The sequence below is a fragment of the Rhodococcus sp. BH4 genome, assembly GCF_002079265.1.
Classification (GTDB): Bacteria; Actinomycetota; Actinomycetes; order Mycobacteriales; family Mycobacteriaceae; genus Rhodococcus_F; species Rhodococcus_F qingshengii.
The window spans coordinates 486,101-500,506 of record NZ_CP014942.1; the positions used below are offsets into that span (position 1 = coordinate 486,101).

Here is a 14,406-nt window from a genome sequence, read left to right on the forward strand (position 1 = left end):
TGGAAGAACTAGGGACGCAGGAGAGCGGTACCGGTCTCGATCAACCGGTTGATGGTGTCGGGCAGCTTCTCCTGATCCGGATCATGATGGCGACCCTCGCGGTGCCGACGCAGGTTGTGGCCCATGATCGCCGCCATCTTCAACCGGCCGAGTGCGTCGAACCAGTTGAGTTCGGGGAGTGCGGGACCCGTTCCGGTGTACAGCGCGACCAACTCTTCGGCGCTCGGCAGTCCGGTGACTTCCCGACCGACACCGGGGAAGTTCGAACCGTCGGCGAATACCAGGAACCAGCCCAATTCGACTCGGGGATCTCCGGTCGACCAGATTTCCCAGTCGATGAGTGCAACTGGCTCCAGTCCATCGGAGATGATGTTGCCGAGACGGTAATCACCGTGCACCAGTGTGGGTTCGATAGGTTCGGGAATGTCGGAGCGCAACAGTTCCAACAGACGATCGGCGCCGACAACCAATTCCGGTGGCACTGCGCCCAGCGTCTTGGCCCAGCGCTCGAGCTCGTCTGCCGGTGTCAGGGGATCTGCGAGCCCTGCAATGGTGGCCAGGTCCACCTCATGCAGTCGCGGTAGGACTGCAGCGGCACGACGCATTCGATTGGCAGCGAGCACCGGATCTACGGCCGGGTCGTCGAGCACGGGCTCGAGTGACTCGCCTGCAACAAATTCCATGGCAAACCACGCGGGCTCGATCTCGTCGACGACAAGTACGCGCGGCACCGGAACTTCGGTGCCGGCCAGCGCCTGCAGAATATGCGCCTGTCGCAGCATGTCGTGCCTGCCGATGGATCGCTGGCCGTCCGGCACCGCCTTGATCACCACGTCACCGGTCGAGGTGGTGGCGCGGTACGTCAGTCCGGAGTGTCCACCGAGTAGCGGCTGGAAGTCGGTTAACGTCGCGCCGCAGTCCGCCAGTAGTTTGGCGGCGACCCGTTCTTGCAGAGGCGAACTGGTCACGGTCGCGGCTCCCTTGGTAGACCGAGCACGCGCTCGGAGATGATGTTGTGCTGAATCTCGTCGGTGCCGCCCGCAATTCGGTATCCGGGGGCGCCGAGTGCGTGTTCGGACCACACGAACGTTCCCCATCGACCGGAATCGGCGGTAAGTTCACGGCCGAGCAGCAAACGGGCAACTTCGGACGTTCTGGCCATGGTGTCGGTAGCCAACAACTTTCCGAGTGAGGCTTCAGGACCCGGCTCGTTGCCGGCAAGCATCGCCCCGGCCACCCGCATATTGCTCACGCGCTGTAGATAGCTCCTGGCGACCAGGTCGGCCACCTTGTCCTTCTCGATCTCGGTCAGCTCGCGTCCGAGGTTCTGTGCGAGGGCAATTGCCTGATCTGCGTTGGCCAGACCGAGATTTCCGCCGTCCAGACGTTCGGCCGCCAGCACGGTGAGAGCAACCTGCCAACCCTTGCCGACCGGACCGAGTCGATACGTGTCTTCGAGTTCGACCCCGTCGAGGTACACCTCGTTGAACGAGCTGCCGCCGGTCATCTGACGGATCGGGCGTATGGTCACGCCAGGTGCGTTCATCGGGACCAGGAACATGGTGAGCCCGGCATGTTTCGCAACGGTGGCGTCGGTACGGCACACCGCAACTCCGTAGTCCGCCACCAGCGCGCCGGAGGTCCATACCTTGTGCCCGTCGAGAGTCCACGTGCCGGCTTCGCTGCGCAGCGCCTTGGTGCGGACGGCAGCCAGGTCCGATCCGGCCTCGGTCTCGGAGAACAGTTGGCAGGCAATGATGTCCGTGCGAAGCATCGCGCGCACGTAGCGCTCCTTCTGCTCGTCGGTGCCCCACTGCTCGATGGTCGGCGCGATCAATTGCTGTGTCACCGAGAACATCTCGGTTCGACGAGGCACGTCGAACGATTCCTCGGCGCGGCGGAAAGCCAACACGTATGACAGCGGCAGGCTGCGACCGCCGCGTTCGGGCGGCCAGCTCAATGCTCCCCAGCCGGCATCGAATTTCGCCTGCTCGTAGCGCGAGATTTCGTCGGTGTGCTCACGTTCTTGCTCAGCTGTCCAATTCTCGAATACCGCCACCGAATCCGAACCAACGCCCCACACCGATTCGGTGCGAGGTGCGGCGACGCCACGCAACCAGGCGATGGCTTCCTCGGTGAACGCGTCGAGACCTGGAATCGTTTGTGGTGTCACTGATCTGCCCTCAGTCGTCTTCGCAAACTCATACGGACAATACGGTGCAGGCACTGATGCCCGGTGCGCCGTATACGTGGGTGAACCCGATCCGGGGAGTACCGGGAACCTGACGGGCACCCGCCTCACCACGAAGTTGGATGACTATCTCGTGCACCTGCCGCAGGCCCGATGCGCCGATCGGCTCACCGTTGGCGATGCATCCACCGTCGGTGTTGATCGGAATGCGGCCGCCAATCTCTGTCTCGCCGGCCGCAATCATCGATTCCTGTTCGCCGGGTTCACAGAAGCCGCACTCGGCCATGTGCATAATTTCGGCACCGCTCTCGGTGTCCTGCAGCTGAGCCACGTCGACTTCGCCGGGGGAGATGCCTGCCTGCTCGAAGGCTGCCCGCGCGGCGTCCGCACTGACACTGGTCGGTTCACCGTTACCTTGCACGGCCGGGCTGAAAACCTCGAAGGAGCCGAACCTTCGGGTGCGATGGGTGATTGCGCGAAGTGTGACCGCTCGCGCGGCGAGCGCTTTGGTTGCGCTCTCGCTGGCAACCACGATCGCGGCGGCGCCTTCTCCGGGTGAGCAGAACATGTAACGGGTGAGCGGGTCGTTGACCATGTCGGCTGTCGCGATGGTCTCGGCGGACATCGCCTCCCGGCGCCAGGCGTTCGGATTGAGAACGCCGTTTCGATAAGCCTTCTCGGCCACGCGGGCCAGGGTGTCGGCCGAGATGTTGTGCTGGCGCATATAGCGCGAGATCTTGGCTCCGAAGAATTGTGTGGTGACCATCAGACCGGCCTCGCCGTATCCGTCCGACAGGCCCCATTCTTCCGGTCGGGGATCGAATGCCCCGCGTGGGTGCTTGTCGAAGCCGACCGCCAGTGCGATCTCGGCTGCACCCGAGCGAACTGCATTGACCGCCGAGAAGAGTGCGCTACCGCCGGTTGCGCAACCGTTCTTGACGTTGGTGAAAGGTATTCCGGTGAAACCGAGTTCGGCCACCAAGGTGTCGGCCAGCCCGGATCCGTCACTGCCGCCGAAGGCGACCTGGACGTCGGGCCATGAAAGTCCGGCATCATCGAGCGCGGCGCCGATCGCGGTGACGGCCATGGCACGCCCACTCACTCCCGGTTGCCGGCCGAACTTCGAAAGTCCGGCTCCGACGATCGAAATAGGCTGCGTCACTTGGTTGCTCCTTGCTTCGCGTCACGATCGACGGCGAACCGGGGCACCGGTGAGGTGGCGACCAACGTCACCGGTGCCTGATCCAGTCCGTCGAAGTCTTCACAGTCGATGATTGCTTCGACCTTGATTCCTTCAGGGAGTTCGATGTAACCGACCGCGAAAGGAGTGAACCCTCCGGCGGGCGGTATATACGGCGGCGATTTCGGAGGAAAACGTTGAATCGTATACGCCCACAGCACACCTCGGTTACTCAAATCGAGAGGTGCTGCCGTTGGCGTTGCGCACTTGCTGCACATGACGCCGGCCGGAAAGGCCACCGTGGCGCACACCGTGCACCGGCTGCCTTCGAGCACGATTGCTGTCTTCTCTGCCATGCCTATCCCTTCAGGTCTCGGGGTGAATCAGATCAGCGGCCGACCCACACCGGATTACGCTTCTCGAGGAATGCGGTGACGCCTTCCTTGCCGTCCTCCGACTGCAGTGCGTTGCCGACGGCCAAGTGCTCCATGACCATGAGCGACTGGATGTCGGCGTCGAGGCCCTTGTCGATGCACATCTTGGTGAGCTTCATCATGAACGGGCTCTTGTCGGTCAGGGTCGCGGCGAAGTCTGCCACGGCCTGATCGAGCTGATCGGCCGGTGCCGAAGCATTGATCAGGTCGAATGCAGCGGCCTCGGTGCCCGAGAGGAGCTTGCCGGTGAGCATGAGCTCCTTGGTCTTACGGACCCCGATCATGCGGGGAAGGCGGTAGATCGGGCCGGCGCCACCGAAGAGTGCACGACGGATGTGGAAGTCGCCGATCTTGGCGTCATCCGATGCGATCGCGAAGTCGCACGAAATCATCAGTTCGAAACCACCTGCGGTGACATAGCCTTCGAGGACTGCGATCGAGGGTGTGTTCATCGAGTAGAGACGGTCGCAGACCTTGGCCGAAAGCACGGCGACGTCCATCGCTGTGGTGCTGCCGATGAAGTCGGAGAGCAGCTCGTCCAGGTCGAAACCTGAGCAGAACGTGTTGTTGACGCCACGTAGCACCAGAACCTTGAGGTTCGGATCGTTGTCGACCTCGACAATGATCTCGTCGAGGCGGTGCAGCAGTTCAACGGTGACCGCGTTCTTCTTGTGCGGGCGGTTGAGCCAAACCCGTGCGATGTCTCCGTCTTTCTCCAACAGGATGTGGTCGGTCTCGATCATCATGAGCCTTTCGTGTGGATATAAATTGAACTGGATTCACTTCAGTATGCAGATCGGGTGACGTTGCGTCAATACCCGGCGGCGGCGGCATTTTCCGAACAGTCAAATGCCGATCAGTTCTGCGATGCGTGCGCGATGAGTGCGCGAATCGCCTTGTACTGCTTCGTTTCCCAATGCGCGGCGGAAATAGGAGTGTGCCGGGTGTTCCCACGTGAAGCCGACGCCGCCATGCAATTGCACGGCCTCGGCCGCGGCGTCTATGGCCGCGTCGGTGCAGACGGCGCCGGCCACCGCGATCGCCAATCGGGCAGTGTCCGGGGCCTCGTCGTATACGGCTGCGGCATATCTGCTTGCCGATCGAGCGCGCTCGAGCAGTACGAGTACGTCGGCCAGTCGGTGCTTGACGGCTTGAAACGAGCCGATCGGGCGCCCGAATTGGTGTCGGGTTTTCACGTATTCGACGGTCATCTCGAGCAGGGCGTCGACAAGTCCGGTGTTCTCGAAAGCGATTGCGAGCGTCCGTAAATCATGAATCCGAGTACAGACCCGGGCATAATCGTCGGCACCGACCACGGGAACTGCCGGCACTTCCGCTACGGTCAGGTCGGCCTGTCTGCGGGTGGGGTCGACGACTTCACGCTCGCGCCAGTGCACCTGACCGGCCGTCTTGATTGCGAATATCTGCCGTCCGGCGGCAGTGTCAGCGGAGACGATGACGATGTCGGCAGCAGCACCACCTACGACGGCCGAGACCTCTCCGCTGAGCAGCCAGGAGGATTCACTTTCGATACCGCTGAGTCGATCGGTCGCGGCAGTCAGTGGACTGACGCTTGTCACCGAGGATCCATCGAGGGTGTCGACCAGCAGTTCGTCGACGGGATATGTGGCCGCCAATAGTGCTTGGACGCCCAGGGTTGCCGAGGAAAGCACGGGCTCACAGGCCAGGCTCCGTCCGCACTCTTCGAGAATGATGCCGAGTTCGACCATGCCGTAACCCAGCCCGCCGCGATCTTCTGGCGCAGCGAGTGAAGTGACCGACATATTCGCGATCAATTGCTGCCAGAGGTCCGGCGAGTATCCCTCGGCCTTGTGCGAAGCCGACCGAGCCTGCTCTACGCCGCCGTGTTTCCCGAGTAGCGATCGAATCGCATCGCGAAGCTCCAATTGTTCGGGGCCGGGATTGAGGGCGGCGGGCTCGGAGAGTGGCCAGGGGGGCTCTATAGGGGAAGTAGACGATTTCATATCACTCCACTTGACTTGAGTTCAGTTTGGTTATGAATCGAGAGTAGCGCCTCAGGGTCTCGACAAGAAGGGATGAACCGAACTAAGTTCATCTCATGAGCTCAGTGATCGAAACCTATTACGCGACCGTCGACAGTGGTCGACTCGAAGATGCTGTGGCCTTGTTGGCCGAGAACGTGGAGTTCGCCATGGTTTTGCCCACCGGGGCTAACTACGGGAGTGGTCGTGCGTCGATGCTCGACTACCTGTCGGGTCGCCCTCCGGTAGATCGCAAACACAAGGTCCTGCGCGTCGCAGCCGATGGAGATCTGCACTTCCTGCACGGGTCGGTGACTGAGAACGGGACCAAGACCACAGGCTATTTCGTCGGTGTCATGCACGTCGATGCCTCCGGTTTTGTCGATCGCTATCAGGTGACCTTCGATGCAGAGTTCAGTTTGATTCCCTCCGATTCGTCCGCCGGAGGAGTTCGCTGATGAGCGAGACAAACCAGACGCCCGTGCTCACCCAGTGGTTCGAGTACATGGATTCCGACGATCCGGAGCGCGTGCTGACGATGATCAGCAAAGACTTCGTCATGTCCGTTCAGTTCTCGAAGGGCGATGGTCAGTCGGCCGAGTTCGTCGGCGATCGCAACGGTCTCGTCGCGTACCTGGCGCAACGCGAGAAGAGCGTTCTGATCCACCACGTCGACGCCGGGGCATTCGTCGACGGAGTCGAGTTGTCACTCGGCCGCACCACCCGAGGCGGCGAGTTCGAGGCTTCGTTCAACGCCACCGCGCAGCTCGACAGCGAGGGCAAGGTGCGGCGCCTACTGATCGCCCGCACCCCCGAACTGTCCTTCTCCTGATTCCAGCTCCATCCAGGCCGACCTCGGGTACCGCGCAGCCTTCCCGCGCTACCCGGGGACGCCGTATATCTCCCGCGATCTCGCACTCCTTCGCGATCTCTATCGCAGGCGCGCGCCGCCACTGCGGCAGGCGGCCCTCCCTCTCGTCCGGCCGAAACAACTGAGCCGTCATGACCAAAAGGAATCCCTGTGAGTGAACAAGCATTTATCTACGAGGCCATTCGCACGCCGAGAGGCAAACTGCGAAAAGGCTCGTTGAACAGCGTCAAGCCCGTCGACCTTGTAGTCGGGCTGATTCAGGAACTCGGAACGCGTTTTACCGCAATGGATCCCGCAGAAATCGACGACGTAGTGCTCGGCGTAGTCTCCCCGGTGGGCGAGCAGGGTGCCGTCATCGCGCGCACCGCGGCCCTGCTCGCGGGATTGCCGGATTCGGTGCCAGGCACGCAGGTCAACCGTTTCTGTGCGTCCGGTCTCGAGGCCACAAACCTGGCGGCGCAGAAAGTTGCGTCCGGCTGGGACGACCTGGTGATCGCCGGCGGCGTCGAGTCGATGTCGCGCGTCCCGATGGGTAGCGACGGCGGCGCCATCTTCACCGACCCGGCGACCGCATATGATCTGTACATCGCCCCGCAGGGAATCGGCGCCGACCTCATCGCCACGGTCGAAGGATTCACCCGCGAGGACATCGACGGTTACGCCGCACAGTCACAGCGGCGCGCGGAAAATGCTTGGAATGCAGGCTATTTCTCCAAATCCGTGGTTCCGGTGCGGGACTTCAACGGGGTCGTCCTGCTCGATCACGACGAGCATCGCCGTCCGGGAAGCACCGTCGAGAGTCTGGGCAAGCTCACACCGGCGTTCGAAAAACTCGCGGCTACAACCGGTTTCGACGAGGTTGCGCTGCAGAAGTACGTCAACATAGAAAAGATTAACCACATCCATACCGGCGGTAACTCTTCGGGCATCGTCGACGGTGCCGCACTGGTACTCGTCGGCAGCGAAGCCGCGGGTAAGCGCGGCGGCCTGACGCCGCGCGGCCGGGTCGTGGCCACCGCCCAAACCGGTAGTGAACCGACGATCATGCTGACCGGACCTACTTCCGCCACCGAACTCGCTCTGAAGCGGGCCGGACTGACCGTGGACGACATCGACGTCTTCGAACTCAACGAGGCCTTTGCCTCCGTGGTCATGAAGTGGATGCAGGATCTGAAGATCCCGCACGAGAAGACCAACGTCAACGGCGGGGCCATCGCGATGGGCCACCCACTCGGCGCTACCGGAGCCATGCTGGTCGGCACCGTGCTCGACGAACTCGAACGTACCGGCGGACGCTACGGCCTGATCACGCTGTGCATCGGCGGCGGCATGGGTATAGCCACCGTCATCGAACGCGTCTGAGTTTGCACCCCCGATCCGCTCCTGCCTCTGTTGAAGAGAAAGAACATACAGAATCAATGACTGACAACATGATCGGCTGGGCGCTCGATACTGATGGCGTCCTCGTGCTCACGATGGACGACCCGAATCAGGGCGCCAACACGATGAACGCCCTGTACACGTCGTCAATGGCCGCGACAGTCGACCGACTCGAAGCCGAGAAGGACAGTTTCGTCGGCGTCGTGCTCACCTCGGCAAAGCGAACATTCTTTGCCGGTGGTGACCTCAGGGACATGCAGGCTTGGGGACCGCAGGCGAAGAACCCGGTTTCTGCCACCGAGGTCACCACCCACCTCAACGAACTCAAGAAGGTGCTGCGGCGACTCGAGGTGCTAGGCAAGCCCGTAGTGTCCGCCATCAACGGCGCCGCGCTCGGTGGCGGGATGGAAATCGTGCTGCACACCCACCACCGCATCGCGGCCGACGTCAAGGGCAACCAACTCGGCTTACCCGAGGTCACCCTGGGTCTGTTGCCCGGCGGCGGCGGAATCTCCCGTGTCGTACGGCTGCTCGGCATCCAGGGGGCGCTGGCAAACGTGCTGCTGCAGGGCCCGCGTTTGAGCCCGACACGCGCGCTGGAGTTGGGCCTGATCGACCAGGTCGTTGGTTCGGTGGCGGAATTGCTACCGGCGGCCAAGGCTTGGATTCACGACCACGCCGATGCCATACAGCCTTGGGACACCAGGGGATTCAAGATTCCCGGCGGCGGGCCGGCTGACGTGAAGATGGCCCAGGTCCTACCGGTTATCCCGAGTCTCCTCCGTAAGCAACTCAAGGGTGCACCGATGCCGGCGCCACGCGCGATCATGGCTGCCGCGATCGAAGGCGCGTACGTCGACATCGACACTGCCGACGAGATCGAGACCCGCTACTTCGTCTCGTTGGTGACCGGCCAAGTGGCCCAGAACATGATCAACGCCTTCTTCTTCGACCTGCAGGCGATCAACGGTGGAGCGTCAAGGCCTGAAGGCTACGACAAGTTCACCGCAAAGAAGGTGGGCGTCATCGGAGCCGGAATGATGGGTGCAGCAATCGCGTACGTCTCCGCCCAAGCCGGAATCGACGTGGTACTCAAGGACATCTCGCTCGACGCTGCGGCGAAAGGCAAGCAGTACGCGGTAGCGCTGGAGGCCAAAGCGCTCGCCCGCGGCAAGACCACGGCGGAGAAGTCCGAACAACTCCTCGCCCGAATCACACCGACCACCTACGCCGCCGATTTCGCGGGCGTTGACCTGGTAATCGAAGCCGCATTCGAATCGGTCGAAGTCAAACACCAGGTATTCCAAGAAATCGAGAACATCGTCGAACCCGACGCGGTGCTCGGCTCCAACACCTCCACCCTGCCGATCACCATCCTGGCCGAAGGTGTCGCGCGCTCGGAAGACTTCATCGGAATCCACTTTTTCTCCCCGGTGGACAAGATGCCCCTGGTCGAGATCATCAAAAGCGCCAAGACGTCGGATGCTGTGTTGGCCAAGGTTATCGACTACACCCAGCAGATCCGCAAGACCCCCATCGTGGTCAATGACAGTCGTGGCTTCTTCACCTCGCGCGTCATCGGCAAGTTCCTCGACGAGGCGATGGCCGCCGTCGGCGAGGGCGTAAACCCTACGTTCATCGAGCAAGCAGGCGCACAGGCCGGATACCCGGCACCGCCACTGCAGCTCATGGACGAACTGACACTCACACTGCCGCAGAAGATCCGCAAGGAAACCGAGCGGGCACTGCTCGCCGCAGGCGAGACCGTTCCATTCCACGGTTCCAACGCCGTCATGGATCGGATGGTCGGTGAACTCGAACGCACCGGACGATCCGGCGGCGGCGGTTTCTACTCGTACGACGAGAGCGGCAAGCGCGTCGGCATCTGGCCAGGTCTGCGTGAAGCGTTCAAGTCCGGGTCCAGGGAAATTCCGTTCGAGGACATGAAGGAACGAATGCTGTTCGCTGAAGCGCTCGAGACCGTGCGCTGCTTCGACGAAGGTGTGCTGGTATCGGTCGCGGACGCTAACATCGGCTCGATCTTCGGTATCGGCTTTCCAGCCTGGACCGGCGGCGTGATCCAGTACATCAACCAGTACGACGGCGGGCTGCCAGGTTTCGTCGACCGCGCCCGAGATCTGGCGTCGAAATACGGCAGTCATTTCGAACCACCGCAGTCGTTGGTCGAGAAGGCCGAGGTGGGTGAAAAGTACTGAAGTAGTAAAGCACTGAGGTGGCCCGCCTCGATCCGAGGCGGGCCAGATCGCACCACTAACGTTGAAAGCTCCGCTCCCATTTTTCTTGGAACTTGCCGGTCAGCTCGGGAGTGAGCGCAGCGGTGTCCGGTAGAGGGATGTCCTGCGCATGTCCGACCGAACCCGAGATGTCCGGCAGAGCACTACCGTATCCGTACGAGAGTGCCTTCTGCCCTGCTTCTGTGACCATGAAGTTGGCCAGTACCTGCGCGGCATTCGGATGCGGCGCGGACGCAAGAACCAAGGAATACCACGGCGTTCCCCAAGCCGGCTCCGGCAGTACCCAGTCCACCGGGGCACCTGTCGCCATCTCCCTCACCAGCGGCTGCACCATCGGGGTTGCGGCAATCTCACCCGAGCTCAATGCTTGGGCGATACCCAGCGAACTCGGGTAGATCCGAGGATTCAGGGCCGCCAGCTTTTCGTTGAAATCGCCGTTGCCCCAATTTTTTTCGAAGAACTGGTACTCGTCGACCACGGCCGCGAATCCGCCGGGGTTCACGACCCCAACCTTCCCCTCCAGTGCTGGGTCGAGCAGGTCGTCCGGTGATCGAAGCCCCTGGGGCAGAGCGTCGGTGTTCCAGCCGAGCGCGAATATCGCCGCGCTGGTCAGAAAGAACCGGTCGTCGATCACACTTCGGTCGCGCTCGTACGCCGGATCGTCGAAGGCTGGACCCACAATCGGGGTGGAGAAGGCGCCGGAGGCGGCAGCATTTTTGATCCAGGACGGATCCGACGACATGTGAACGTCGCCTACGCCCTTGCCTGTTCGATTCTCCGTCTCGATCCGAGGGTTCATCTCGACATCCGTCCCTCGGGTGACTTCCAGGGTGATCTGCGGGTACTGCGCCGTGAACGCAATTCGCAGTGCCTCCAGATTCGCGGGATGTTGGGTCGAGTAAAGGCGCACGGAACCTTCGGCATTGGCTGCAGCGACGATGTCGTCCCAGTTGCCGGAAACCGTGCTTGTCGGAGTCTCGTTACTGCCACACGCTGCTGCCATGATCAGCGTGGCGACCGCAGTCACCGCTATGGCCGACCGAGGGAGAATCTTCATGAACATGCCCTTCTGGCGCGAGTTTGTTGCCCGTGGTCCTCATCGAGCTTCAGGGTGAATCTCGAAAAATGTTAGAGAGTAAGCGAATTCAGATTCCGCCGATAAATAACCTGAATTCGGTTTAGCTTGCGACGGCAGCATATAGTCATGTGGCTCGGGTCACAACAGGGATGATCGCAGGGCTGTTCCGCGCCGGTACGATCAGCTAAACTGAATTCAATACAGGAAAGTATGGAGTGCCATGTCAGTAGGCGCGAGCAAGGAAAGAGAGCGTTGATGGGTAACGATTTTCCCCACCTATTTTCACCGTTCACGCTCGGCGGGATGACCCTGAAGAATCGATTGGTGGCTTTGCCTGCCGGTACGAGTATGGCCGAAAACGGTGTGCCGACACACGGGGACACCGAGCATTTCGAGCGGCTCGCGGCCGGTGGAGTGGGAATGATCATCGGTGGCGCAACCGTGGTACACCCGACCACGACGCTGCGCTCACGAAAGCTCGTCGAGGCGTACATCGACGAATTCGTTCCCGCCACAGCCGCGAAAGTCGAAGTGATACATCGCCACGGTGCGAAGTTCATCGGTCAGTTGTGTCACCTCGGTCGCGAGTTCATCGGCGGCGAATCGGATGCGCCGCCATCTGCCCCGTCCCCGATAAAGACAGCGCGCGATGCGTACCCGCCTCACGAACTCACGATTGCCGAGATCGAGGACATCGTCGAAGGTTGGCGGATCTCGACCGCGAATTTGGTCAAGGCAGGCGTAGACGGCGCCGAAATCCATGCCGCGCACGGTTATCTGCCTGCTCAATTCATGTCCCCGTTGACCAACCAGCGAACCGACAGCTTTGGTGGATCGTTCGAGAACCGAATGCGGTTTCCTCGCTTGGTGATCGAGGCAATGCGCTCCGTCATGCCGGCCGGATTCGTTCTCGGCGTGCGATTGAGCGGTGAAGAGGAGATCCCCGGCGGTATGCAGATCGACGACTGCGTGCGCATCGCGGAAAACATGTCCGAACTCGGTGTCGATTACTTCTCCATCACACACGGCACCCGCGGGAAATATGTCAAGGACTCCACCAACGAGGACGCTGTCGCAATTCCGTCCGCGTCAAAGGTGCGAGCTGCCACCGGCATTCCCACTCTCGTTGGCCAGCGTATTCGCGACGCCGCCACCGCCGATCACGCGATCAAGTCCGGTTACGTCGACATGGTGGGGATGGCGCGGGCGCTCATCGCCGATCCTGACTTACCCATCAAGTCGCAGACCGGCCGCATCGACGAGATCCGTGGCTGTCTCGGCATCAATCAGGACTGCCGTGTCTTCGACCCGCATCTGCATTGCGCGGTCAACGCCGAAGTCGGGCGCGGTCGGCATCCGGGTGTCGGTGTCATCTCCCCGCGCACCAAGGAAGTATTTGTCATCGGCGGCGGGCCGGCCGGACTCGAGGCAGCGCGCGTCGCCGCAGGGCGCGGGCACCGTGTCACACTGTTCGAGCGGGACACCGTTCTCGGCGGCGCTGTCCGCGTGGCCGCGGCTGCGCCGCATCGCGCCACCTTGGTCGATATCATCGATTACCTTGGGCGAGAACTCAAAAGGCTCAAAGTCGATGTCAACCTCGGTGCCGAAATCGACGCCGACGACCTTGCCGATATCCACTCGTCAGCTGACCACGTCATCGTGGCCACCGGATCACGGCCGGCCGAACTACCGATCCAATTGTCAGGCCGAGCAGCAGCCACGGTCGACGACGTCTTGTCCGGTCGAGTAACGGAGGTGGCGAGTCGACGCGCAGTGGTATTCGACGAGGGTGACGGATTCTGGCCCGCATACAGCGCCGCCGAAGCGCTCGCAGGCCGGGGTTGGCACGTCACCTTCGCCACCCCGCTTTCTGCGTTGGTCTCGCGGATTCCGGCCGAGAGTGCAGGCCCACTTCTCGGTCGGCTCGGTGACGGCGGCGTGGAGTTCAAGATTTGCCACACCCTCGTGGTTCCGGAAGATTCCGCATTGCCACTGATTCTGCGGCCCGTGTTCGGCGGTGGTGACGTAACGGTCGACGACGCGTTGGCCGTCTGGCATCAACCACGGGTTCCGATGTCGAATCTTGGTGTCGTTGCTGGAGAGTCCGTCAGCGTCATCGGTGACTGCGTCGCGCCCCGTCGGATCAGCCATGCTGTCGCAGAGGGATATCGTGTCGGCGCAGAACTATAGAAAGTCCAGAGGTTGTCGACCGGACCTACCTCCCACATGTCGATACGCGGATCCACGCACCTGGTTGAATGGAATCATCTGATCAATCGCCGCAGCCAGTCGAAGTCGCTGCTCGAATTCAGTGTTGCACGCTGGGCCATGAAGCAGTCTGGTGCCGAAATCGATTTCACCTAGCCGAGATTGGTGTACGGAGTGGGCGCGTCGATAGTCCGCGGCTGCATGCTCAGTCCAACCCTCGGGATGGGTGCAGAACCGGCGCCATGCTCGTTTTGTCGTTCGACGCCGTCGGCACCACGAGGCTGACGGAGAGAGTTCATTCCGTCAGGTACCTGACGGAACTCTTCTGCGGCATCGGTCAGTTTTTCGTGTTCTCTCCGGGCAGTCGCAGTGCGGCGGCCTCCAACTCGGCGGATATCTCAGCTCGAATTCAGGCACCAAACCGGCACGCTTCCAGTAGTCCGGCACGACGTGGGCCGACCCGATAACCGCGCCGGCAATACAGGCAATGGAGTCCGAGTCACCGTTACTGGTTGCCGCCCACCCCAGTGCAGCGGGCCCGGTGAGCGGCGCACCATCATCACCGTCGGCGGAAGTCGCCAGATCCGCAACGAGCAGCCCCAGGGCAACCGCGCTGGCGGATTCCCACCCTTCACCGACAGCAGCACACGGATCACCGAACGCGGCCACAAGATTTCGATCTCTGAGCTGCACCGGAGGAGTACCTCTTCAAGCCTGGACACACTAAGGCACATCAGGCACGTCATGTTGCATCCATCGAACACGTATTTTTCATGCTGTTCGGCTCACTTGGAGGTTCGATGTCA

Annotated in this window: 12 protein-coding genes and 1 pseudogene; 5 read left to right on the forward strand and 8 right to left on the reverse strand. The window is 61.8% G+C overall.

From position 1 onward, the window contains the following. Nucleotides 1–8: 8 nt before the first annotated feature. The 6 genes from A0W34_RS31640 to A0W34_RS31665 all read right to left on the reverse strand — a co-directional run bounded on the left by A0W34_RS31640 (nt 9) and on the right by A0W34_RS31665 (nt 5,790). Nucleotides 9–968 carry a phosphotransferase family protein gene (locus A0W34_RS31640; RefSeq protein ID WP_081559449.1) on the reverse strand — a complete coding sequence of 320 codons (960 nt, stop codon included), beginning with the start codon at nt 966–968 and terminating at the stop codon, nt 9–11. After that, nucleotides 965–2,158: an acyl-CoA dehydrogenase family protein gene (locus A0W34_RS31645; protein ID WP_081559672.1), complete on the reverse strand. Its 1,194-nt coding sequence runs from the start codon at nt 2,156–2,158 to the stop codon at nt 965–967. The genes A0W34_RS31640 and A0W34_RS31645 overlap by 4 nt, the downstream gene beginning before the upstream one ends. Nucleotides 2,159–2,201: 43 nt before the next feature. Beyond that, nucleotides 2,202–3,353, reverse strand: a complete 1,152-nt coding sequence (locus tag A0W34_RS31650; protein ID WP_081559451.1) for a thiolase family protein — start codon at nt 3,351–3,353, stop codon at nt 2,202–2,204. After that, entirely contained in the window at nt 3,350–3,727 is a 378-nt protein-coding gene (locus tag A0W34_RS31655; protein WP_081559453.1) for a Zn-ribbon domain-containing OB-fold protein, read from the reverse strand. Before A0W34_RS31655 ends, A0W34_RS31650 begins: the two co-directional genes overlap by 4 nt. Nucleotides 3,728–3,759: 32 nt before the next feature. Continuing rightward, the gene (locus tag A0W34_RS31660) at nt 3,760–4,548 is read right to left on the reverse strand and encodes an enoyl-CoA hydratase/isomerase family protein (protein WP_081559674.1); all 789 of its coding nucleotides are present in this window, start codon (nt 4,546–4,548) and stop codon (nt 3,760–3,762) included. A 102-nt stretch (nt 4,549–4,650) separates the two neighbouring features. After that, on the reverse strand, nt 4,651–5,790 hold the full coding sequence (locus A0W34_RS31665; protein WP_081559455.1) for an acyl-CoA dehydrogenase family protein: 1,140 nt from the start codon (nt 5,788–5,790) through the stop codon (nt 4,651–4,653). 95 nt (nt 5,791–5,885) lie between these two features. Here A0W34_RS31665 and A0W34_RS31670 point away from each other — a divergent pair, with 95 nt between their 5' ends. The 4 genes from A0W34_RS31670 (at nt 5,886) to A0W34_RS31685 (ending at nt 10,275) form a co-directional block, all read left to right on the forward strand. Beyond that, on the forward strand, nt 5,886–6,266 hold the full coding sequence (locus A0W34_RS31670; protein WP_081559457.1) for a nuclear transport factor 2 family protein: 381 nt from the start codon (nt 5,886–5,888) through the stop codon (nt 6,264–6,266). Then, nucleotides 6,266–6,640 (forward strand): hypothetical protein, encoded by a 375-nt coding sequence (locus A0W34_RS31675; RefSeq protein WP_081559459.1) that lies wholly within the window; start codon nt 6,266–6,268, stop codon nt 6,638–6,640. Before A0W34_RS31670 ends, A0W34_RS31675 begins: the two co-directional genes overlap by 1 nt. A 189-nt stretch (nt 6,641–6,829) precedes the next feature. After that, complete coding sequence (locus tag A0W34_RS31680) at nt 6,830–8,041, forward strand: acetyl-CoA C-acetyltransferase (protein ID WP_081559461.1); 1,212 nt, start codon at nt 6,830–6,832, stop codon at nt 8,039–8,041. 56 nt (nt 8,042–8,097) lie between these two features. Beyond that, nucleotides 8,098–10,275, forward strand: coding sequence for a 3-hydroxyacyl-CoA dehydrogenase NAD-binding domain-containing protein (locus A0W34_RS31685; protein ID WP_081559463.1), 2,178 nt, complete (start codon nt 8,098–8,100; stop codon nt 10,273–10,275). A 55-nt stretch (nt 10,276–10,330) separates the two neighbouring features. Here the strand turns inward: A0W34_RS31685 and A0W34_RS31690 are convergent, their stop codons facing one another. Continuing rightward, a complete protein-coding gene (locus A0W34_RS31690; protein ID WP_081559676.1) occupies nt 10,331–11,371 on the reverse strand; it encodes an ABC transporter substrate-binding protein in 1,041 nt (346 codons plus the stop codon). A 276-nt stretch (nt 11,372–11,647) separates the two neighbouring features. On the opposite strand from A0W34_RS31690, the gene A0W34_RS31695 reads away from it, so the two are divergent. Next, nucleotides 11,648–13,582 (forward strand): oxidoreductase, encoded by a 1,935-nt coding sequence (locus A0W34_RS31695; RefSeq protein WP_081559465.1) that lies wholly within the window; start codon nt 11,648–11,650, stop codon nt 13,580–13,582. A gap of 355 nt (nt 13,583–13,937) precedes the next feature. Here the strand turns inward: A0W34_RS31695 and A0W34_RS31700 are convergent. Next, a pseudogene (locus A0W34_RS31700) lies at nt 13,938–14,266 on the reverse strand (ADP-ribosylglycohydrolase family protein); the annotation flags it as partial. Nucleotides 14,267–14,406 lie beyond the last annotated feature (140 nt).

Coding starts and splice junctions, on each gene's coding strand:
- A0W34_RS31665 (WP_081559455.1), bottom strand. CDS start 5,790: ATGAAATCGTCTACTTCCCCTATAGAGCCCCCCTGGCCACTCTCCGAG.
- A0W34_RS31685 (WP_081559463.1), top strand. CDS start 8,098: ATGACTGACAACATGATCGGCTGGGCGCTCGATACTGATGGCGTCCTC.
- A0W34_RS31670 (WP_081559457.1), top strand. CDS start 5,886: ATGAGCTCAGTGATCGAAACCTATTACGCGACCGTCGACAGTGGTCGA.
- A0W34_RS31655 (WP_081559453.1), bottom strand. CDS start 3,727: ATGGCAGAGAAGACAGCAATCGTGCTCGAAGGCAGCCGGTGCACGGTG.
- A0W34_RS31695 (WP_081559465.1), top strand. CDS start 11,648: ATGGGTAACGATTTTCCCCACCTATTTTCACCGTTCACGCTCGGCGGG.
- A0W34_RS31660 (WP_081559674.1), bottom strand. CDS start 4,548: ATGATCGAGACCGACCACATCCTGTTGGAGAAAGACGGAGACATCGCA.
- A0W34_RS31675 (WP_081559459.1), top strand. CDS start 6,266: ATGAGCGAGACAAACCAGACGCCCGTGCTCACCCAGTGGTTCGAGTAC.
- A0W34_RS31690 (WP_081559676.1), bottom strand. CDS start 11,371: ATGAAGATTCTCCCTCGGTCGGCCATAGCGGTGACTGCGGTCGCCACG.